This is a genomic window from Actinoplanes sp. L3-i22 (assembly GCF_019704555.1).
Classification (GTDB): Bacteria; Actinomycetota; Actinomycetes; order Mycobacteriales; family Micromonosporaceae; genus Actinoplanes.
This window is the reverse complement of record NZ_AP024745.1, coordinates 1,093,381-1,112,066: the sequence shown is the minus strand read 5'-3', so window position 1 is coordinate 1,112,066 and position 18,686 is coordinate 1,093,381. Positions and strand designations below refer to the sequence as shown.

The 18,686-nt window shown below is 70.8% G+C and carries 19 protein-coding genes and 1 pseudogene; 7 read left to right on the top strand and 13 right to left on the bottom strand.

Features of this window, described 5'->3' with window-relative positions:
- Nucleotides 1–30: 30 nt before the first annotated feature.
- From rdgB to L3i22_RS05115, 4 genes are all read right to left on the bottom strand, one after another.
- A complete protein-coding gene (gene rdgB, locus L3i22_RS05130; protein WP_221325849.1) occupies nt 31–645 on the bottom strand; it encodes an RdgB/HAM1 family non-canonical purine NTP pyrophosphatase in 615 nt (204 codons plus the stop codon).
- A complete protein-coding gene (rph, locus tag L3i22_RS05125) occupies nt 642–1,370 on the bottom strand; it encodes a ribonuclease PH (protein WP_221325848.1) in 729 nt (242 codons plus the stop codon). The genes rdgB and rph overlap by 4 nt, the downstream gene beginning before the upstream one ends.
- 10 nt (nt 1,371–1,380) lie before the next feature.
- On the bottom strand, nt 1,381–2,583 hold the full coding sequence (locus L3i22_RS05120) for a glycosyltransferase (RefSeq protein WP_221325847.1): 1,203 nt from the start codon (nt 2,581–2,583) through the stop codon (nt 1,381–1,383).
- Between the two features lie 64 nt (nt 2,584–2,647).
- Nucleotides 2,648–3,394 carry an MBL fold metallo-hydrolase gene (locus tag L3i22_RS05115; RefSeq protein ID WP_221325846.1) on the bottom strand — a complete coding sequence of 249 codons (747 nt, stop codon included), beginning with the start codon at nt 3,392–3,394 and terminating at the stop codon, nt 2,648–2,650.
- A gap of 431 nt (nt 3,395–3,825) precedes the next feature.
- Here L3i22_RS05115 and L3i22_RS53310 point away from each other — a divergent pair, with 431 nt between their 5' ends.
- On the top strand, nt 3,826–4,068 hold the full coding sequence (locus tag L3i22_RS53310) for a hypothetical protein (RefSeq protein WP_255657959.1): 243 nt from the start codon (nt 3,826–3,828) through the stop codon (nt 4,066–4,068).
- A 16-nt stretch (nt 4,069–4,084) separates the two neighbouring features.
- Here the strand turns inward: L3i22_RS53310 and L3i22_RS05105 are convergent, their stop codons facing one another.
- The 5 genes and pseudogenes from L3i22_RS05105 to clpS all read right to left on the bottom strand — a co-directional run bounded on the left by L3i22_RS05105 (nt 4,085) and on the right by clpS (nt 6,837).
- A complete protein-coding gene (locus tag L3i22_RS05105) occupies nt 4,085–5,050 on the bottom strand; it encodes a PLP-dependent cysteine synthase family protein (RefSeq protein WP_221325844.1) in 966 nt (321 codons plus the stop codon).
- Nucleotides 5,051–5,089: 39 nt separating this feature from the next.
- Complete coding sequence (locus tag L3i22_RS05100; RefSeq protein WP_221325843.1) at nt 5,090–5,404, bottom strand: MoaD/ThiS family protein; 315 nt, start codon at nt 5,402–5,404, stop codon at nt 5,090–5,092.
- Between the two features lie 59 nt (nt 5,405–5,463).
- Nucleotides 5,464–5,963, bottom strand: a pseudogene (locus L3i22_RS05095) (Mov34/MPN/PAD-1 family protein).
- 62 nt (nt 5,964–6,025) lie between these two features.
- Nucleotides 6,026–6,526: a DUF2017 domain-containing protein gene (locus L3i22_RS05090; protein ID WP_221325841.1), complete on the bottom strand. Its 501-nt coding sequence runs from the start codon at nt 6,524–6,526 to the stop codon at nt 6,026–6,028.
- A 20-nt stretch (nt 6,527–6,546) separates the two neighbouring features.
- A complete protein-coding gene (clpS, locus tag L3i22_RS05085) occupies nt 6,547–6,837 on the bottom strand; it encodes an ATP-dependent Clp protease adapter ClpS (protein ID WP_221325840.1) in 291 nt (96 codons plus the stop codon).
- 95 nt (nt 6,838–6,932) lie between these two features.
- On the opposite strand from clpS, the gene L3i22_RS05080 reads away from it, so the two are divergent.
- Genes L3i22_RS05080 through L3i22_RS05065 form a run of 4 tightly spaced genes read left to right on the top strand, consistent with a single transcriptional unit; the run spans nt 6,933 to nt 9,933 of the window.
- The gene (locus L3i22_RS05080) at nt 6,933–8,219 is read left to right on the top strand and encodes a nicotinate phosphoribosyltransferase (RefSeq protein WP_221325839.1); all 1,287 of its coding nucleotides are present in this window, start codon (nt 6,933–6,935) and stop codon (nt 8,217–8,219) included.
- 9 nt (nt 8,220–8,228) lie between these two features.
- Nucleotides 8,229–8,810 (top strand): isochorismatase family protein, encoded by a 582-nt coding sequence (locus tag L3i22_RS05075; protein ID WP_221325838.1) that lies wholly within the window; start codon nt 8,229–8,231, stop codon nt 8,808–8,810.
- On the top strand, nt 8,794–9,318 hold the full coding sequence (locus L3i22_RS05070) for a GNAT family N-acetyltransferase (RefSeq protein ID WP_221325837.1): 525 nt from the start codon (nt 8,794–8,796) through the stop codon (nt 9,316–9,318). Before L3i22_RS05075 ends, L3i22_RS05070 begins: the two co-directional genes overlap by 17 nt.
- Before the next feature lie 36 nt (nt 9,319–9,354).
- Nucleotides 9,355–9,933 (top strand): alpha/beta hydrolase, encoded by a 579-nt coding sequence (locus L3i22_RS05065; protein WP_221325836.1) that lies wholly within the window; start codon nt 9,355–9,357, stop codon nt 9,931–9,933.
- 129 nt (nt 9,934–10,062) lie between these two features.
- Here L3i22_RS05065 and L3i22_RS05060 read toward each other — a convergent pair whose 3' ends face one another.
- The 4 genes from L3i22_RS05060 to L3i22_RS05045 all read right to left on the bottom strand — a co-directional run bounded on the left by L3i22_RS05060 (nt 10,063) and on the right by L3i22_RS05045 (nt 15,725).
- Nucleotides 10,063–10,902: an LLM class flavin-dependent oxidoreductase gene (locus L3i22_RS05060; RefSeq protein ID WP_221325835.1), complete on the bottom strand. Its 840-nt coding sequence runs from the start codon at nt 10,900–10,902 to the stop codon at nt 10,063–10,065.
- Between the two features lie 321 nt (nt 10,903–11,223).
- The gene (locus tag L3i22_RS05055) at nt 11,224–12,546 is read right to left on the bottom strand and encodes an MFS transporter (protein WP_221325834.1); all 1,323 of its coding nucleotides are present in this window, start codon (nt 12,544–12,546) and stop codon (nt 11,224–11,226) included.
- A gap of 175 nt (nt 12,547–12,721) precedes the next feature.
- Nucleotides 12,722–14,482 (bottom strand): cytochrome c oxidase subunit I, encoded by a 1,761-nt coding sequence (gene ctaD / locus L3i22_RS05050; RefSeq protein ID WP_221325833.1) that lies wholly within the window; start codon nt 14,480–14,482, stop codon nt 12,722–12,724.
- 136 nt (nt 14,483–14,618) lie between these two features.
- Nucleotides 14,619–15,725 carry an FAD-dependent monooxygenase gene (locus tag L3i22_RS05045; protein WP_221325832.1) on the bottom strand — a complete coding sequence of 369 codons (1,107 nt, stop codon included), beginning with the start codon at nt 15,723–15,725 and terminating at the stop codon, nt 14,619–14,621.
- Nucleotides 15,726–16,038: 313 nt separating this feature from the next.
- Between L3i22_RS05045 and L3i22_RS05040 the strand changes: the two genes are divergently transcribed.
- Together L3i22_RS05040 and L3i22_RS05035 are read left to right on the top strand one after the other, a co-directional pair.
- Nucleotides 16,039–17,100, top strand: a complete 1,062-nt coding sequence (locus L3i22_RS05040) for a DNA polymerase ligase N-terminal domain-containing protein (RefSeq protein ID WP_221325831.1) — start codon at nt 16,039–16,041, stop codon at nt 17,098–17,100.
- 81 nt (nt 17,101–17,181) lie between these two features.
- Nucleotides 17,182–18,621 (top strand): trehalase family glycosidase, encoded by a 1,440-nt coding sequence (locus L3i22_RS05035; protein WP_370644375.1) that lies wholly within the window; start codon nt 17,182–17,184, stop codon nt 18,619–18,621.
- Nucleotides 18,622–18,686 lie beyond the last annotated feature (65 nt).

Below are 18,686 nucleotides of genomic sequence, written 5' to 3'. Positions count from 1 at the left end.
CGTGGACTCTGCCCCAAGGGCAGAGTCAAGTCAGCGGGGCAGCTCCTTGGCGATGACCTTGGCCAGCTCCCGGAACGCCTTGCCCCGGTGGCTGATCGCGTCCTTCTCGGCCGGGCTCAGCTCCGCGTTCGTCCGCTGCTGACCGTCCCCGAGGAAGACCGGGTCGTATCCGAACCCGCCCTCGCCCCGGCGCGCCCGCAGCAGCCGCCCGCTCTGCCGGCCCTCGACCAGGTGCTCCCGCCCGTTCGGCAGGACCAGTGCGGCGGCACAGACGAAGGCCGCCCCACGGTGCTCGTCGTCGACGTCGCTGACCTGGGCCAGCACCAGGTCCAGGTTGGCCGCGTCGTCGCCGTGGCCACCGGACCAGCGGGCGCTGAACACGCCGGGCATCCCGTTGAGCGCGGTCACCGCGAGGCCGGAGTCGTCGGCGACGGTCGGCAGACCGGTGCGCTTGGCGCCCTCGCGGGCCTTGATCAGCGCGTTCTCCCCGAAGGTGAGACCGGTCTCGGGCACGTCCGGATAGCCCGGGAAGTCGCCCAGGCCGACCAGCTCGATCTGGCTCGTGCCGAGCGCCAGGTCCAGGATCCGCTGCAACTCGACGAGCTTCTTCTGATTCGCGGTGGCGAGCAGCAGCCGAGCGCTCACTGAGCCAGGGCCTTCTGCTGCACGATCGCGAGCTCGGCACAACCGGCCAGGCCCAGGTCGAGCATCGCGTCCAGCTGGGCGCGCTTGAACACGCCGTTCTCCCCGGTGCCCTGCACCTCGACGAAGTCGCCCGCGCCGGTGCACACCACGTTCATGTCGACCTCGGCGGCGACGTCCTCCTCGTACGGCAGGTCGAGTCGCGCCTCGCCGTCGATGATCCCGACGCTGATCGCCTGGATCGAGGTGTGCAGCACCTTGTCCACCTTGCCGGCCAGCGCCTTGCGCCCGGCCAGCCAGGTGACGGCGTCGTGGAGCGCGACATACGCCCCGGTGATCGCCGCGGTCCGGGTGCCGCCGTCGGCCTGGAGGACGTCGCAGTCCAGGACGATCGAGTTCTCCCCGAGCGCCTTCAGGTCGATGCAGGCCCGCAGGCTGCGGCCGATCAGGCGGGAGATCTCCTGCGTCCGCCCGCCGACCTTGCCCTTCACGCTCTCGCGGTCACCCCGGGTGTTGGTGGCCCGCGGGAGCATCGCGTATTCCGCGGTGAGCCAGCCCAGGCCGGAGCCCTTGCGCCAGCGGGGCACCCCCTCGGTGACGCTCGCGGTGCAGAGCACTCGCGTATTGCCGAACTCCACCAGCACCGACCCCTCGGGGTGGATGCTCCAATGCCGGGTCAGGGTCACCGGCCGCAGCTGGTCGGCCGCTCGGCCGTCGGGTCGCGCCATGACCCCAACCCTATGCGTAGCGCGGTGCGCCCGCTTCGTCCGCCCCAGGACCGCGTGTCGGCGGCGCCACCGGACGTGGTCGCGGGACCGCCGGACGGATCAGCGAGGGGACCGGCTCGGCGCCGTGCGCGTGCAGGAAACCCTCGACCGCGTGCGCCCAGCTGTAGCGCTCGGCCCGGGCCCGGGCCAGCGCCCGCCACTCGTCCCGGGGGCGCTGGATCATCTGGGAGACCGCGTCGGCGAACGCCTCGGCGGTGCCCGGAACCGCTATTCCGGCCTCGCCGATCACCTCGGGCAGCGCGCTGTGCTCGTCGACCACCACGGGTGTGCCGCAGGCCAGCGCCTCCAGCGCGGAGAGGCCGAAGGTCTCCACCGGGCCGGGCGCGACCACGACGTCGGCCGAGGCGAGCAACGCGGCGACCGCTTTGCGATCGGCGATATGACCGGCGAAACGTACGGGCAGCCGCGCGGCCCGGTACGCCAGCGCCGCCCGCCTGGTCCCGTCCCCGGCCACCACCAGCACCGCGGGCACCTTGCCGTTGCGCAGCACCGCGATCATGTCGACGGCCAGCTCGGGCCGTTTCGCCGCGGAGAGCCGGCTGGCGAAGACGATCAGCAGCTCTTCCGGCCGGGCATACCGCGAGCGGACCGCCATGTCCATCCGGCTCGGGTGGAAGACTTCCAGGTCGACGCCGAGCGGCACCTCGACCAGGTTCGGCACGCCCAGCCGGCGGAACTCGGCGGCGGCGAACGCGGTGGTGCAGACGATCGTGTCGAACGCCTCGGCGGTGCGCCGGTTGAACCGGTCCGCCATGGCGTCGCGTTTCGGCATGCCCCAGACGCCGAGCAGGCCGGCCAGGCTCTCGTGGGAGACCATCATCGACCGGACCCCGCGCCGCCGGGCCCAGTGGCCGGTCCAGCGCAGGGTGGTGCGGTCGGAGACCTCGATCCGGTCCGGCTCGAGACTGTCCAGCAGCTTGATCAGCTCACGCCGGCCGGCCAGCACCCGGTGGCCGCCGGTCCGCGGGATCGGGGCGCTCGGCAGGGTGATCACCCGGCCCTGGGCCACCTGCTGGTCGTCGAATTTACGCCCGGGAATGATCAGGACCGCTTCGTGGCCCGCCGCCTGATAGCCCTTACCCAGCTCGCGCAGCGTGGTCCGCAGCCCGCCGGTATGGGCCGTGACGAAGTTGGCCAGGCGAACTATGCGCATCCAACAACTCCAAGGTCACGACACGTGGTGCACCGGTGTTAGCCGATCCCACCCCCGTACCGGCTCAGAGATCGTATCTGGCGCCCGGGCGGACGACTTCGACCGGTCCCGCGTAAGCGGCGCCGGCCGCCTCGACGATAGCCGCCTCACTGGCCCAGGCCGGAACGAGATGCGTCAGCAGCAACTTGGATACGTCCGCCTTGGTGGCCGCCTCGCCCGCCTCGCCGCCGGTCAGGTGCAGGTCGGGCGGGTTCTCCACGCCGTCCATGTAGCTGGCCTCGCACAGGAACAGGTCGGCGCCGGCCGCCAGGCGCAGCAGCGCCTCGCAGGGCGCGGTGTCCGAGGAGTACGCGATGACCCGGCCGTTGTGCTCGATCCGCACCCCGTACGTCTCCACCGGGTGGTTGACTCGATCGACGGTCACCGTCAGCGGGCCGATCGGGAACGTGCCGGGCTGCAGGCCGTAGAAGGTGTAGACGTCGTCCACCGGCTCGCCCTCGGCGCTGTAGGCGGCCGCGATCCGCTCGGCGGCGCCCAGCGGGGCGTAGACCGGCAGCGGCTTGAGCGGGCCGGCCGGGTCGTACCGGCGGACCACGACGTACGTGCACGCGTCCAGCATGTGGTCGCAGTGCAGGTGGGTGAGCAGGATCGCGTCGACCGCGCGCATGTCCGAATAGCGCTGCAGCGCGGAGAGCGATCCCGAGCCGAAGTCGATCAGGAGCCGGAATCCCTCGGCTTCCACGAGATAGGCCGAACAAGCCGACTCGGGGCCGGGGAAACTGCCGGCACAACCGAGCACGGTTAGTCGCATGCGGGTCCCTCTGACTCACACTGGGTCGACCGCTCAGTCGCCCCTTTTTGATGGGTCGTCCACGCCCCGCCCGACCGGTCCGCGCTGGACTTGTCAGACCAGTCAATCACGGAGCGAAGCGTACGCGCTGACCACTGCCTGACGTAAACAACTGATCGATTTGTCGCTAAATCGACAACGCACATCACAGCCGCTGTGACCAGGGTCGTCACATTTCCACCGTCACGTCCGGTAAGCCCTCCGCGTTGCTCTGGGTGAGGGTTTGCAAACGATCTGATGGAGGCGACGTGACCGCGGTCGAGCCGACCCGCATCTCGCGGAGCGCGATACCCGAAATCATGCCCTTCGAACCCTCATGGGACGAAGATCCTGCGGTATTCCGCTTTCCCACCGAAGATGATCCGGCGCCGGGTTCGACCCGGGTTCTAGCGATGGCGGCCTATTCCGCGATGCTCGGCCTGACCGGGGTCGGGGTCGGCCTGTACGCCATCGTGGCGGTCCTCACCGGGGCGCCCGGCTGGTACCTGCCGGCGCTGGCGATGCTCACCATGTTCAGCGTGGGGCTGGCGGTCGGCGCGTTCCTCGCCGTCCACCAGCGCGCCCTGCCGTGGATCCTGCTGCTGGCCGCGGCGCCGCCGATGTTCGGGGCGCTGCTGCTGGCCGTCCACTACTGAAGCTGACCGGAACCGATCAGGCCCAGAGCTGACCCTCGAGGGCCTCTTCCGCGTCGTTCAGCGTGCCGCCGTACGCCCCGGTCGACAGGTACTTCCAGCCGCCGTCGGCGATCACGAACGCCACGTCGGCACGCCGGCCGGCCTTGACCGCCTCGTGCGCCACCGCCAGCGCGCCGTGCAGGATCGCCCCGCTGGAGAAGCCGGCGAAGATGCCCTCCACCTCGACCAGCTGGCGGGTCCGCAGCACCGCGTCCCGGGTGCCGACGGAGAACCGCCGGTCCAGCACGCTCGCGTCGTACAGCTCGGGGACGTACCCCTCGTCGATGTTGCGCAGGCCGTAGACCACCTCGCCGTACCTCGGCTCGGCGGCGATGATCTGGATGCCCTCGACCTTTTCCTTGAGGAACCGGCCGGTGCCCATCAGCGTGCCGGTGGTGCCCAGGCCCGCCACGAAGTGCGTGATCGTGGGCAGGTCGTGCAGCAGCTCCGGACCGGTGGTCTCGTAGTGCGCGCGGGCGTTGGCCGGGTTCCCGTACTGAAAGAGCATCTTCCAGTCGGGATGTTCCGCGGCGATCTGCTTCGCGGTGGCCACCGCCTGGTTCGAGCCGCCGGCGGCGGGCGAGAAGATGATCTCCGCGCCGTACATCCGCAGCATCTGGACCCGCTCGGACGAGACGTTCTCCGGCATCACGCAGACCAGCCGATAGCCGCGCAGCTTGGCGACCATGGCCAGGGCGATGCCGGTGTTCCCGCTGGTCGGCTCGAGGATCGTGTCGCCCGGGCGGAGATGCCCGGACTCCTCGGCCGCCCGCACCATGAAGAGCGCGGCCCGGTCCTTGATGCTGCCGGTCGGGTTGCGATCCTCCAGCTTGGCCCACAGACGCACCGGTGGCGCCCCCTCGGGCACCACCGGGGACAGCCGGGGCAGGCCGACCAGCGGCGTGCCCCCGCAAGCGTCCAGCAGGCTCTCATAGCGAGCCATACGTATGCCTTCAGTCCTGTTGAAGTAAGGCCGGAAGGGTCAGCGGCCCAGCAGCGCGGCCGCGGCCGCGAAGCCCAGCGCGCCACCCGCGACGGCCGGGAGGATGGTGATCGAGTCGCCGTCGCTCAGCTTCGCGTCGAGCGCGCCGAGGAACCGGACGTCCTCGTCGTTGACGTAGATGTTGACGAACCGGTGCAGGCCACCCTCGGGGGTGATCAGCCGGCCCTTGATGCCGTTGTGCTTGGCGTCCAGGTCGTCGATCAGGGCGGACAGGCTGTCGCCGGCGCCCTCCACGATCTTGGCGCCGCCGGTGTAGTTACGCAGGATGGTGGGAACGCGGACTTCGATAGCCATGGTTGTCATGCTCCTAAGAGTCGATACTGCGGGCAGGCGGTCGGTCGAGCGGTCGGGATCTAGCGGATCCCGCGACACTCGTAGAAGACCGACGCCGGGCTCTGCCCGAACATGTACGACTGCACGGCACTCACCTTCACGACTTCACCGTCGCATCCACGATGTTGACCTCTTCTTCGGTCACCACACCGTCCAGAATACGGAACGAGCGGATCTCCTCGGAATCCGGCTCACGGGTCGAGACGAGCAGATAGTGCGCGTTCGGCTCGCCGGCGAAGGAGATGTCGGTGCGCGACGGGTACGCCTCGGTCGCGGTGTGCGAGTGGTAGATGACCACCGGCTCCTCGTCGTTGTCGTCCATCTCGCGCCACACCCGCAGGTGCTCCATCGAGTCGAACTCGTAGAACGTCATCGACCGGGCCGCGTTGTCCATCGGGATGTGCCGGGCCGGCACGTCACGGCCGATCGGCCCGGCGACGACACCACACGCCTCGTCGGGGTGATCCCGGCGGGCGTGAGCGACGATCGCCTGCACGATCGAACTGTCGATGGTCAGCACGGCGTTCACATTACCGAAGTATTTCGCTACCCCGCGCGTGGCGAGGCACACACTCGGTGCCGTTACTTGATCTCCGGCAGCGCGTTGAGCAGTGACTCCTGCAGGTAGCCGAGATAGGCGTAGACGGAGAGCTGGAACACCCGGCTGGAGCCGGGATCCTCCAGCACCGCGTCGTCCAGCTCCTCGGCCAGGTCGGTGTCGGGCTGGATGTCGAGGCGGGTGCCCATCGCCAGCCGGGCGTCGTTGATCGCCCGCAGCCAGGCCTCGGCGGCCTCACCGTCCAGGCGCACCTCGCCCTCGCCCTCGTCGGGCAGGGCGGCCAGGATCGCGCCCGCCTGATCGATCTTGGCGGTCTTCAGGTCGCCCTCGGTGTACAGCCGGAATTCACTCGAGTCGTCCGGCCGATCCGGATAGATGTCCGGGAACAACCGGCCGACCACCGGGTCGGTGTGATCCATCCCGTCGGTCAGCAGGCCCACCACCTCGGCGGCCACTTTCCGCAGGACACGGACCTCATCGTGCTCGAACGTGGCCACACACTGACCGCCGCTGCGTCGGAACATGCTCTTCCCCACCCGCTTTGTCAGGCTCGGTCCACAGTTGCCCAAAGACCGTATCCGTGCAGTTGGTTGGCGTCCATCTCCATGCGCTCCCGGGCACCGGTGGAGACCACCGCCTTGCCCTTGGTGTGCACGTCCATCATCAGCCTCTCGGCCTTTTCCTTGCTGAATCCGAAGAGCTTCTGGAAGACCCAGGTCACGTACGACATGAGGTTGACCGGATCGTCCCAGACGATGGTCACCCACGGCCGGTCGACTTCCGGTACTTCCTCGATCTCCGGCGTCTCGACGGGAGCAACCTGAGGCAACGCCATGCCCCCATGGTGCCACCGGTTCGGCCGTACCTGTGAACCGGAGCACCGAACGGCAGGTCGCGACGCCCTCCGGGGGCACGCACTAGGGTAGGTCCGTGGAGACCATCGCGCCGGCCCTGCTGACCGACCACTACGAGCTGACCATGATCAGCGCCGCCCTGAAGGACGGCACAGCGGATCGTCAGTGCGTCTTCGAAGTGTTCGCCCGGCGGCTGCCGACCGGGCGCCGTTACGGCGTGGTGGCCGGCACCGACCGGCTGATCGAGATGATCGCCGGGTTCCGGTTCGATCCCGCCGAGATCGAGTTCCTGCGCTCGGCCGGCATCGTCGACCAGGCCACCGGCGACTGGCTGGCCGGGTATCGGTTCACCGGCGACATCGAGGGGTACGCGGAGGGCGAGCTCTTCTTCCCCGGCTCGCCGATCATGACCGTGAGCGGCAAGTTCGCCGAGTGCGTGGTGCTGGAGACGCTGATCCTGTCGGTGCTCAACCACGACTGCGCGATCGCCGCCGCCGCCGCGCGGATGGTCACCGCCGCCCGCGGCCGGCCGATCATCGAGATGGGCTCCCGGCGCACCCACGAGCAGGCCGCGGTCGCCGCCGCCCGGGCGTCCTACCTGGCCGGCTTCGCGTCCACGTCCAACCTCGCCGCCGGGCGCGCCTACGGCATCCCGACCACCGGCACGTCGGCGCACGCGTTCACGCTGCTGCACGACGACGAGCCGACCGCGTTCGCGTCCCAGGTCGAGGCGCTGGGCAAGAACACCACGCTGCTCGTCGACACGTACGACATCACCCAGGGCATCCGGAACGCGATCGCGGTCGCCGGGCCGGACCTGCGGGCCATCCGGATCGACTCCGGTGACCTGTCGGTGCTGGCCCAGCACTCCCGGGAGCTGCTCGACAACCTCGGCGCCACCGAGACGAAGATCATCGTCTCGGGTGACATGGACGAGTACTCGATCGCCACCCTGGCCGCCGAGCCGGTCGACATGTACGGCGCCGGCACCGCGGTCGTCACCGGCTCCGGAGCACCCACCGCCGGCCTGGTCTACAAGCTGGTCGAGGTGGCCGGCCGCCCGGTCGTCAAGCGCTCGGAGAACAAGGCGACCGTCGGCGGCCGCAAGACCGCGGTGCGCCGCCACAAGCCGACCGGCACCGCCACCGAGGAGATCATCGTCTCCCAGGGCGTGCCCGATCACCAGACCAACGACCGGCTGCTGCAGCACGCCTACATCACCGAGGGCGAGCCGCATCCCCGGCCCAGCCTGCAGGAGTCCCGCGACCACCTGCGGCAGTGCCTGATCTCCATCCCGTGGGAGGGGCTCAAGCTCTCCGCGGGCGATCCGGCCATCCCCGTCGTCATCGTTCCCACCGTTTAGGGGCCCGCCATGTCACGCGCGCTGATCATCGTGGACGTGCAGAACGACTTCTGCGAGGGCGGCTCGCTGCCGGTCGGCGGCGGTGCCGCGGTCGCCAAGGGCATCTCGCTGGTCCTCGACCGGGCCGGGCAGCGCTGGGACCACGTGGTCGCCACCAAGGACTACCACGTGGACCCGGGCGCGCACTTCAGCGACCATCCGGACTTCGTCGACACCTGGCCGGCGCACTGCGTGGTCGGCTCCTCCGGCGCCGACTTCCACCCCGAGCTGATCACCGACCGGATCGAGGCGATCTTCCACAAGGGCGCCCATCAGGCGGCCTACTCCGGCTTCGAGGGCCGGACGGAGGCGGGCGAAACCCTCGCCGGGTGGCTGCGTGGCCGGGGGGTCACCGACGTCGAGGTCGTCGGCATCGCGACAGACCATTGCGTACGGGCCACCGCGCTCGACGCGGCGGCCGAGGGCTTCGCCACCACGGTCCTGCTGGAGCTGACCGCCGGCGTCGCGAAGGCGACCACCGAGGCGGCGCTCGACGAGTTCCGCAAAGCCAACGTCGACACCACTGGAGCGCCCGTTGTCGACCCGGCCTGAGCTCTCCGAACACGCGGCGACGACGATCCGGCCGTTCGCCGACGACGACTGGGTGCGGGTGTGGCCGATCGTGCGCGAGGTCGTGCGCGCCGGCGACACCTACACGTACGACCCGGGCATGAGCGAGGACGCCAGCCGCGCGACCTGGGTGGAACGACCGCCCGGACTTACCGTGGTGGCCGAGTCCGCCTCCGGCGGCATCGCCGGAACCGCGAAGATGGGCCCGAACAAGGGCGGACCCGGCGCCCACATCGCCACCGCGAGCTTCATGGTCGCGGCCGACAGCCGCGGGCACGGCATCGGCGCGGCCCTCTGCCGCTTCGCGATCGATTGGGCAAGATCCGAGGGGTACGCCGGGATCCAGTTCAACGCCGTCGCTGAGTCGAACACCGCGGCGGTGACCGTCTACCGCCGGCTGGGCTTCCAGATCATCGGCACGGTGCCACGCGGGTTCGAGCACCCCACGCTCGGGCGGGTCGGCCTGCACGTGATGTACCTGGAGTTCTGAGTGGGCTTCCGCATCCGCACCCGGCCGGGGTGCTGAGTGGGCTTTCTCATCCTGCACGGCTGGCAGAACCGGCGGCCGCCCGAGCACTGGCAGCACTGGCTGGCCGGGCAGTTGAGCGACCTGGGCCACCAGGTCGACTACCCGCAGCTGCCCGACCCGGACGAACCGGTTCTCGACCGCTGGCTGCACGAGCTGACCACCCGCGTCCGGTCGGCCGCCGAGCCGGTCACGGTGATCTGCCACAGCCTCGGCTGCCTGCTCTGGCTCAACGGGGTGGCCCGCGGGCTGATCACCACCCCGGTCGACCGGGTGCTGCTGGTGGCGCCGCCGTCCCCGGCCGTCACGCTGGCCCATCCGGAGATCGCCGGCTTCGCCCCGCCGCCGATCGAGCCGGGCGCGCTGAGCGCCGCGGCGGGACACACCCGGCTGGTCGGCACCGATGACGACCCGTATGCCCCGGAGGGCGCCGCGGTCGTCTACGGCAAGCCGTTGTCCCTGGACACCGATGTCCTGTCCGGGGGCGCCCACCTCAACCACGAGTCGGGCTACGGCCCCTGGCCCTCGGTCCTGGCCTGGTCGCTCAGCCCGGATCCCACCCCACGCATCACCCGCTGACCACTCCCGGCCCGGCACCACCCGCTGACCACTCCCGGCCCGGCACCACCCGCACGCCCCGCCCCGCCCCGAGTCGGCCTCAGCCGCTCCGGAGCGGTCCCGCGCGGGCAGGGTCGAGCCGGAGCGGGATCAGCGGACGATGTCGGCCAGGAGCTCGATCTGGCGGGGATCGTCGCCGTAGCAGTACATGATCAACTCGTCGGCGCCGAACTCGCGATAGGCCGCCACCGTCTCGGCGATCCGCGCCGGATCAGTCAGCGGGTCACCCCAGCCAGGACGCCCCGTGAACGCGTAGTAGCCGGCCACCGCCCGGCGCCCCCGCTCGATCGTCCCGGCGTCGCCCACGGTCGTGTTGATCTGGCAGACGAGGCGGGGCCGGCCTTCCCGGCCCGCTTCCGCCCAAGACTCATTGACGGTACGGACGAGCCCACCCGCCCACGCCAGCGGCGCGGCACAGATGAACCCGTCCGCGAACCGGCCCACCCGGCGCAACGCCTCGGGCGCGAACCCACCGATCAGGATCGGCGGCCCACCAGCGGTGAGCGGCCGCGGCCCGATCCCCGAGATCGCCTGATAGGGCTCGCCACGCCAGATCTTCCGCAGGTCGGCGAGCTGGGCGTCGAGGAGGCGTCCCCGGCGGTTGAGCGGCACCCCGGCCGCCACATGATCGTCTTCCCGGCCGCCGACGCCGACGCCGAGGACGAACCGGCCGGCCGACATCCGGTCCAGGGTCGCGACCTGCTTGGCCAGCAGCGCCGTGGACCGCAACGGCCCGAGCAGCACCTCGGTCTGCAGCCGGATCCGGGTAGTGGCCCCGGCCAGCGCGGCCAGGGCGATCAGCGGTTCCGGATTGTCGTAGACGAGCCGGTCCAGCAGGGCCACCGTGGCGAACCGGTGCTCTTCCGCGAGCCGGGCCCATTCGGGCAGCAGGGCGGGGTCGCTGATGGGCAACCCGAGGCCGATCTCCATGAACATCACTCCAAAAGGCAGGCAGCAACAACGAACGTCGCCACCTCCTCCCCGCTCACGGCGAGGTCCCGAGCCCACCTGCGACATGAATCCAGGGCCCGAAGATGCGGAGTTCCGGCCAAACCTACCCGCCCCGCCCGGGCCGCCGGCAACCCTTTTCGCGGAATCAGACGCCCCCACAGCCCCAGCGACGCTCCCGGTCACCCGCACTGCCACCAAGCCCGCCCGGGAACGCCGAAACCGGCCAGGGAACGACGAAACCGGCCCAGGCCGAGCCGTCGTGGCAGCTCAGGCCCGGGCCGGGCGTCGGGGTGGTTCAGGTCAGGCGCGGGCGGAGCCGGCCGGGGACGGCACCAGGTCCGGCACGGCCGGGGCGGACGTCTGGTCCAGTTCGGCCGGGGACGCCGGAACGTCGAGGTCGGCCTCGAGGTCGGCCGGGATGCCCGGCTCGGCAGCGGCCGAGGCGGCGTCGGCGTTGCGGTGGCGGAGCGCCGCGGGCAGCACCAGGAGCGCGACCAGCACGCCCACCGTGCCCACCGCGACGAAGCCCCACTTCGGCCCGAGGTTGTCGATGGCCAGGCCGGCCAGCGGGCCGCCCAGGGCGACGCCGACGGTCAGCGCCGAGTTGTGCAGGCCCATCGCCTCGCCGCGGGCCGCGGCCGGGATCATCCGGCTGATCGCCGCCGAGCTGGCGGTGATCGTCGGGGCGCAGAGGGCGCCGGCCGGGATCAGCAGCAGCGCCAGCAGCCACCAGTGCGAGCCACCGAGGCCGACCGGGATGGTCAGCACCGCCATCGGGATGAAGATGGCCAGGACCGGCAGGCCGCGCCGGACCGTCCCGTACGCGAAGCCGCCGATCAGGGAGAACAGCGCCCACAGCGACATCACCAGGCCGCTCCAGGTCAGCTCGCCGGACTCGCGGAGCACGGCGACCACCGACACGTCGGTGCCGGAGAGCACCAGCGTGGCGGCCATCGTGACGGCGAGGATCGCGACGAACCGGGGCTTGAGCCAGTCCCGCCGGGCCACCCGCTCGCCGGCCGAGACCGGGGCCTCGTGCTCGGCCCGGGTGGGCGGGTTGAGCAGCCACAGCCCGAGACCGGCCAGCAGGATGCCGCCGGCCAGGGTGAGCATGGCGACGCGCGGGCCGGCGGCGCTGGTGGCGATCAGCACGCCGAGCGCCGGGCCGGCCATGAACGACAGCTCGGTGGTCATCGAGTCGAGGGCGAACGCGGGCAGCCGATGCGACTCCGGGGTGAGCGCGGCGATCGACTGCCGGGCCACCGAGAACGCGGGCAGGGCCAGGAAGCCGCCGACCACGGCGACCGGGAGCAGAGCCCAGTACGGCAACGCCTGCGCGACCAGCCAGTAGATCACCTCGGCGACGGTGGTCAGCACCAGCACCGGGCGCAGCCCGCGCCGGTCGATCAGCCGGCCCATCACCGGGGCGCCGAACGAGCCGCCGACGGTCGCCGCGGCGCCGACCAGACCGGCCGCACCGTAACCCCGGCCCATGTCGGTGACCACGTGCAGCGTGAGCACCACCGCGGCGGCCGCGATGGGGATGCGGGCGAGCGTGGCGACCACGAGCAATGACGGGACCTTGGGCAGCGCGAGGGTTTCCCGGTAAGGCTTGAGCAACATGACGATCCTGACCTCCGCCGCCGATCCTCCCCCAGGGGTACGACAGAAACCAACGGCTTTGGTGCAGCTCACGTCCCTGGCCGGGGATCCGGTGAGATATGACCGAAACAACCCGGTAACGAGAGTGGCCCCGCTCTCCGTGGAAGGAGAGCGGGGCCACCGCCGTACCGAAGAATCAGTGGTCTTTGTTGTTCTCGGTGTCTTCCCGGTAGGAGGCGCCACCGTCGGACTCGTGGGTCAGCATCCGGGCCCCACCCTCCGGCGGGCCGGCGACCGCACCGTGCTCACCGGCGGCGAGCTCGGGGAACTTCAGGTCGAAGGCGGGTCGCTCGGAGCGGATCCGCGGCATCCGGTCGAAGTTGCGCAGCGGCGGCGGGCTGGACGTGGCCCACTCCAGCGAGTTGCCGTGGCCCCACGGGTCGTCGGCGAGCGCCACCCGGCCGACCTTGTACGACTTCCAGATGTTGTAGAGGAACGGCAGCGTGGCCAGGCCCAGGATGAACGAGCCGATCGTGGAGATCGTGTTCAGCGTGGTGAAGCCGTCGCTGGGCAGGTAGTCGGCGTAACGCCGGGGCATGCCCTTGGTGCCGAGCCAGTGCTGCACCAGGAACGTGGTGTGGAAGCCGATGAAGGTCAGCCAGAAGTGGATCTTCGCGAGGCGCTCGTCGAGGAACCGGCCGAACATCTTCGGGAACCAGAAGTAGATCCCGGCGAAGACCGCGAACACGATCGTGCCGAAGAGCACGTAGTGGAAGTGCGCGATCACGAAGTACGAGTCGGAGACGTGGAAGTCGATCGGCGGGGCCGCGAGCAGCACGCCGGACAGACCGCCGAAGAGGAACGTCACCAGGAAGCCGATCGCGAAGAGCATCGGTGGCTCGAAGCTGATCTGGCCGCGCCACATGGTGCCGATCCAGACGAAGAACTTCATGCCGGTCGGGACCGCGATCAGGAAGCTCAGGAAGCTGAAGAACGGCAGCAGCACCTGGCCGGTGACGAACATGTGGTGCGCCCACACCGACATCGACAGCGCGCCGATCAGCAGCGTCGCGGCGACCAGGCCCTTGTAGCCGAAGAGCGGCTTGCGGCTGAAGACCGGGATGATCTCGGTGATGATGCCGAAGAACGGCAGCGCGATGATGTACACCTCGGGATGGCCGAAGAACCAGAAGAGGTGCTGCCAGAGCATCGGGCCGCCGGTGTTCACGTCGAAGACGTGCGCGCCGAGGACGCGGTCGGCGGCGAGCGCGAACAGCGCGGCCGCCAGGAACGGGAACACCATCACCGCGAGCAGCGCCGTGACCAGCATGTTCCACACCATGACCGGCATCCGGAACATGGTCATGCCGGGCGCGCGAAGCGTTAGGATCGTGGTGATCAGGTTCACCGAGCCGAGGATCGTGCCCAGACCCGAGATCGCCAGGCCGACCACCCACATGTTGCCGCCGACACCCGGCGAGTGCAGCGAGTTGCTCAGCGGGGTGTAGGCGAACCAGCCGAAGTCCGCCGCGCCACCGGGGGTGAGGAACCCACCGATGGTGATCAGGCCGCCGAACAGGTACAGCCAGTAGGCGAAGGCGTTCAGCCGGGGGAAGGACACATCCGGCGCACCGATCTGGATCGGTACGACGTAGTTGCCGAACGCGAACACGATCGGTGTCGCGAAGAACAGCAGCATGATCGTGCCGTGCATGGTGAACAGCTGGTTGAACTGCTCGGGCGACAGGATCTGCATGCCCGGCCGGGCCAGCTCGGCGCGCATCAGCAGCGCCATGAGGCCGCCCAGAAGGAAGAACACGAAGGCGGTGATCATGTACATGATCCCGATCTGCTTCGCGTCCGTCGTGCGCAGGATCCGGGCGAAAGCCGAACCCCTGACCGTCCGTCGCACCGGATACGGACGGGTCGCGATCGGCGACGGCGCAACGGTCGTCACGAATTGCCTCCGTTGTCTCGTTCGTCCCACTCAGCACACCGCGAAGATCGGGCGTACCTCGCTGGCAGAATAGTCCCCCACGGACCTTCCGCCGCCGGGGGGTGACCAAAGCACCACCCAGGACGAACGTCCTGTGCTAGACCGGCGCGACCAGACCGCGGTAGTGGTCGGTGAAGATCCGGAGGCCACGGCGGCGGAGCATCGGGTCGCGCAGGGACGGTGGCACGTCCCGGGCGCGGTCCCGTTCCCGGGTGCGGTCGCGCACCTCGGCGCAGCGCGGGCGGCGGCGCTCCTCATAGGCGCGCAGCGCGGCCGGGATGTCCGGCCCGGCCTGCCGCAGCTCCTGGCCCAGCACCCAACCGTCCTCGAAGGACATCGCGGCGCCCTGGGCCAGGGTCGGCGCGGTGGCGTGCGCGGCGTCGCCGACCAGCACGACCGGGCCCCGCGACCAGGTCGGCAGGACCACCTCGTCGGTGCGGGCGACCGACACCTTCTCGATCCGTTCCAGGATCGCCGGGATCGGGCCGCCGAAAGACCCGAAGATCTCGCGCAGGCGCTCGCGCGGGTCGGCCGGGTCCGGCGCCTCCGGCGCGGTCTCGTCGGCGTAGCAGTAGATCCGGCGGCCACCCATCGGCATCGCGACGAACTGCGCCCGGCGGCCGAGCACCGCGGTCCAGTCGGTGAGCGGCGGGCCGCCGGAGACGACCGCGCGGTAGACGATCTGCCCGGTCGGCGTGGCCGGGCCGCCCAGCCCGATCCGGTCGCGGATCGTCGAGCGACGCCCGTCCGCGCCGACGACCAGGTCGTATTCCGCGATGGCGCCGCTGGCGAACTCGACCTTGGCGGCGCCCTCGATGATCTGCACGTCGCGGACCTCGGTCTCGTACCGCACGTCGCCGCCGACCCCGGTGAGCAGCACCTGCTGCAGGTCGGCGCGGGACAGGGCACGGGACTCGCCGACGCCGGCCCAGAGGGCGGCGACGTCCATCTCGAACAGCTCCCGGCCGCGGGTGTCCAGGAAGACCTGACGGAAGATCAGGTCACCCAGCGGGCGCAGCGGGACGTCGAGACCGAGCAGGCGCAGCGCGCGGGAGGCGTTGCCGGGGAGATAGATGCCGGCACTGGGGCTCATGGAGGCGGGCAGCGCCTCCACCACATCCGGCCGGAAGCCCGCCACTCGCAGGCCACGGGCCGCGGCGAGGCCCGCGATGCCGGCACCCACCACGAGGATGCGCAAGGTCATCGACCAACGCCTTCCTGTCGATGGACACGCGTCGGAGCCAGAACACTACCGCCTGCCACCGTTACGGAAAAGTCACGATCAACACCGCGTCCGATTTGCACCTGACTCGTTGGACCCGACCACATTGGTGTCACCCCTGCGGGTGGATCGACGCCGGCGAACGCGCGCCCGGCGCGGGCCAGCGCGATCGCCCGGCGCGCCCGGATCACCCGGCGTGGCAGCTGCGGAAGTGGTGCGATCCCCGTCATGGGAACACCCAACCATCGGGGTACGACAATTCCGGGCCCCCGGGGTCGACCGGCAGAATCGGGCCATGCCGGATCGCCTCGACGAGTACCGCCGGAAACGGAACCCCGCCCGCACCCCGGAGCCGGTGCCGCCGGAGCGGCCGGAGGAGACCGGGCAGCACCGCTTCGTGATCCAGCAGCACCACGCCCGCAGCCTCCACTGGGACGTCCGGCTGGAGCACGACGGCGTGCTGGTCTCGTTCGCCGTCCCGCGCGGCCTGCCCCGCGATCAGGCCCGCAACAACCTGGCGAAACATACCGAGGACCATCCTCTGGAGTACCTCGACTTCGCCGGCGAGATCCCGGCCGGCGAGTACGGCGGCGGCCGGATGACGATCTTCGACCGGGGCACGTACGAAACGAGCAAGTGGCGCCCCGACGAGATCAGCGTCACCTTTCACGGCGATCGCACGAACGGGCGATACGTCTTCTTCCAGACCGGTGGCGCCGACTGGATGGTGCGCCGGATGGACCCGCCCGAGCCGGGCTGGGAGTCGATGCCCGCCGACCTGCGCCCGATGACGGCGACCCGCGCGGCGGCGCTGCCGGCCGACGACGCCGACTGGGGTTACGAGATGCGCTGGGCGGGGCGTCGCTGCCTCACGTACGTCGCAGGGGGCAGAGTGCGTCTCGCCGGACCCGGCGGCGAAGAGCTGACCTCGACGTTTCCGGAGGTCCGGGCGTTGGGCCCGGCACTCGCGCCGGTGGAGGCGATCTTCGACGGCGAGCTGGTCGGGTTCGCCGGCGCCCGGCCCGACCCGGATCGGCTGGCCCGTCGCGCGCGGTCGAAGAACCCCAGAAGATCAGCAGATCAAGATCCAGTTCAATTGCTGCTGTACGACCTCCTCTGGCTGGACGGGCACCGCACGACCGAGCTGCTGCGCTACGCCGAGCGCCGCGAACTGCTGGACGGCCTGGCCCTGGCCGGCGAGCACTGGCAGACCCCGCCGTTCTTCTCCGGTGGTGGCCGGTTCGCCCTGGAAGCGGCCCGCGCCCAGGGCTTGCCCGGCGTGGTGGCGAAGCGGTTGGATTCGCCTTACCTGCCCGGCCGGGAGAGCCGGCTGTGGCGGGAGATCACCGTGCGCTGAGGGCACCCCGGTGGGGTGCCTCCGGGTCGCGGTACCGAAGATGCAACCGGCAGTTCGTTCAGGAGCGCTGCGGCCGGCCCGATGGCGGGGGTCTACCGGCGACCGCAGTGGAAAGGGCTCGACTTCAGCATGCAGCCGCACCCACCCACGTCCCCCGTCGCCTTCCCCGATCTCTCCGCCGAGCTGTGGCAGTCCGCGGTCCGGGTGCTGGACACCAACTGGTCCGGCGAGCACACCGTGCCGTCCCGCCGGCTCTACCCGCACCAGTGGAGCTGGGACACCGCGTTCATCGCGGTCGGCCTGGCCTACGTCGACCCGACCCGGGCCTGGCGCGACCTGCGCCAGCTGTTCGAGGCGCAGTGGCCGGACGGGCGGGTGCCGCACATCGTCTTCGACCCGGCGACCGCCGAGGACGACTACTTCCCCGGGCCCGGCTTCTGGAACGTCCCGGTCCTGGCCGGCCGCCCGGCCCGGCGCAGCACAGGCATCGTCCAGCCGCCGCTGCACGCGCTGGCCGCGTGGGAGGTCTACCGCCACGCGGCGGGGCACGGCGCGGCCTGCGCCAGCGAGGCCCGCACCGAGCTGGCCTGGCTCTATCCCCGGCTGGTGGCCCAGCAGGAGTACCTGACCGAGCGGCGCGACGCGGGCGGGACCGGGCTGGCCTCGATCGTGCACCCGTGGGAGTCCGGCCTGGACAACAGCCCGGCCTGGGACCAGGCGCTGGCCGAGGTACCGGCCGACATGTCGCTGCTGGAGCGCTACCACCGGCGGGACCTGGCCGTCTCGGACGCCGCGCACCGCCCCACCGATCAGGACTACGCCCGGTACGTCGGCCTGGTCCTCAACTACCGCGACGGCGGCTACTCGGACAACGAGCTGGTCAACCGGCATCCGTTCGCGGTCGAGTGTCCGGCGTTCAACAGCATCCTGGGCGTCGCCGAGCTGGCCCTGACGCAGATCGCCGGGGTGCTCGGGCGGACCACCGACGCCGGGCGGCACCGGGACCGGGCGCGGGAGATCACCGCGGCCATCTCCCGGCACCTGTGGGAGCCGGCCAGCCGGACGTTCCGGGCCCGGGACGCCCGCACCGGCCGGCTCAGCCCGGTCCGCTGCGTGAGCGGCCTGCTCCCGCTGATGCTGCCGGACCTGCCCGCCGACCAGGCGCAGGCGATCATGGCGGAGGCCCGGTCGGAGCGGTTCGGGCTGCCGGCGCCGAGCGTGGACCGGACCGCCGGCAGCTTCGACACCCATCGCTACTGGCGCGGACCGGTCTGGATCAACGTGAACTGGCTGCTGCGCCGGGGCATGCAGGTGCACGGGTTCCGCGGCGAGGCGGAGGAGCTGCGCCGGGCCCTGCTGCGGCTGGTGCACGAGCACGGGCACTACGAGTACTTCCACCCGGGGACCGGGGCGGGGCTCGGGGCGCCGACCTTCAGCTGGACCGCGGCGTTGTGCCTGGACCTGCTCGCCGATCGGTCGGCGCCCGCGTACTCCCGTGCTGGTCAAAGGGTTTTGGGTTGACCGTTACCACCCTCGGACGTCGCCCTGTAGGGCCTCGCGTTCTTGGGCGCCCCGCGCCCTGCGAG

Coding starts and splice junctions, on each gene's coding strand:
- L3i22_RS05090 (WP_221325841.1), bottom strand. CDS start 6,526: ATGTTCCGACGCAGCGGCGGTCAGTGTGTGGCCACGTTCGAGCACGAT.
- L3i22_RS05075 (WP_221325838.1), top strand. CDS start 8,229: ATGTCACGCGCGCTGATCATCGTGGACGTGCAGAACGACTTCTGCGAG.
- L3i22_RS05055 (WP_221325834.1), bottom strand. CDS start 12,546: ATGTTGCTCAAGCCTTACCGGGAAACCCTCGCGCTGCCCAAGGTCCCG.
- L3i22_RS05040 (WP_221325831.1), top strand. CDS start 16,039: ATGCCGGATCGCCTCGACGAGTACCGCCGGAAACGGAACCCCGCCCGC.
- clpS (WP_221325840.1), bottom strand. CDS start 6,837: ATGGCGTTGCCTCAGGTTGCTCCCGTCGAGACGCCGGAGATCGAGGAA.
- L3i22_RS53310 (WP_255657959.1), top strand. CDS start 3,826: ATGGCGGCCTATTCCGCGATGCTCGGCCTGACCGGGGTCGGGGTCGGC.
- L3i22_RS05060 (WP_221325835.1), bottom strand. CDS start 10,902: ATGGAGATCGGCCTCGGGTTGCCCATCAGCGACCCCGCCCTGCTGCCC.
- L3i22_RS05105 (WP_221325844.1), bottom strand. CDS start 5,050: ATGGCTCGCTATGAGAGCCTGCTGGACGCTTGCGGGGGCACGCCGCTG.
- rph (WP_221325848.1), bottom strand. CDS start 1,370: ATGGCGCGACCCGACGGCCGAGCGGCCGACCAGCTGCGGCCGGTGACC.
- L3i22_RS05035 (WP_370644375.1), top strand. CDS start 17,182: ATGGCGGGGGTCTACCGGCGACCGCAGTGGAAAGGGCTCGACTTCAGC.
- L3i22_RS05115 (WP_221325846.1), bottom strand. CDS start 3,394: ATGCGACTAACCGTGCTCGGTTGTGCCGGCAGTTTCCCCGGCCCCGAG.
- L3i22_RS05100 (WP_221325843.1), bottom strand. CDS start 5,404: ATGGCTATCGAAGTCCGCGTTCCCACCATCCTGCGTAACTACACCGGC.
- L3i22_RS05045 (WP_221325832.1), bottom strand. CDS start 15,725: ATGACCTTGCGCATCCTCGTGGTGGGTGCCGGCATCGCGGGCCTCGCC.
- L3i22_RS05120 (WP_221325847.1), bottom strand. CDS start 2,583: ATGCGCATAGTTCGCCTGGCCAACTTCGTCACGGCCCATACCGGCGGG.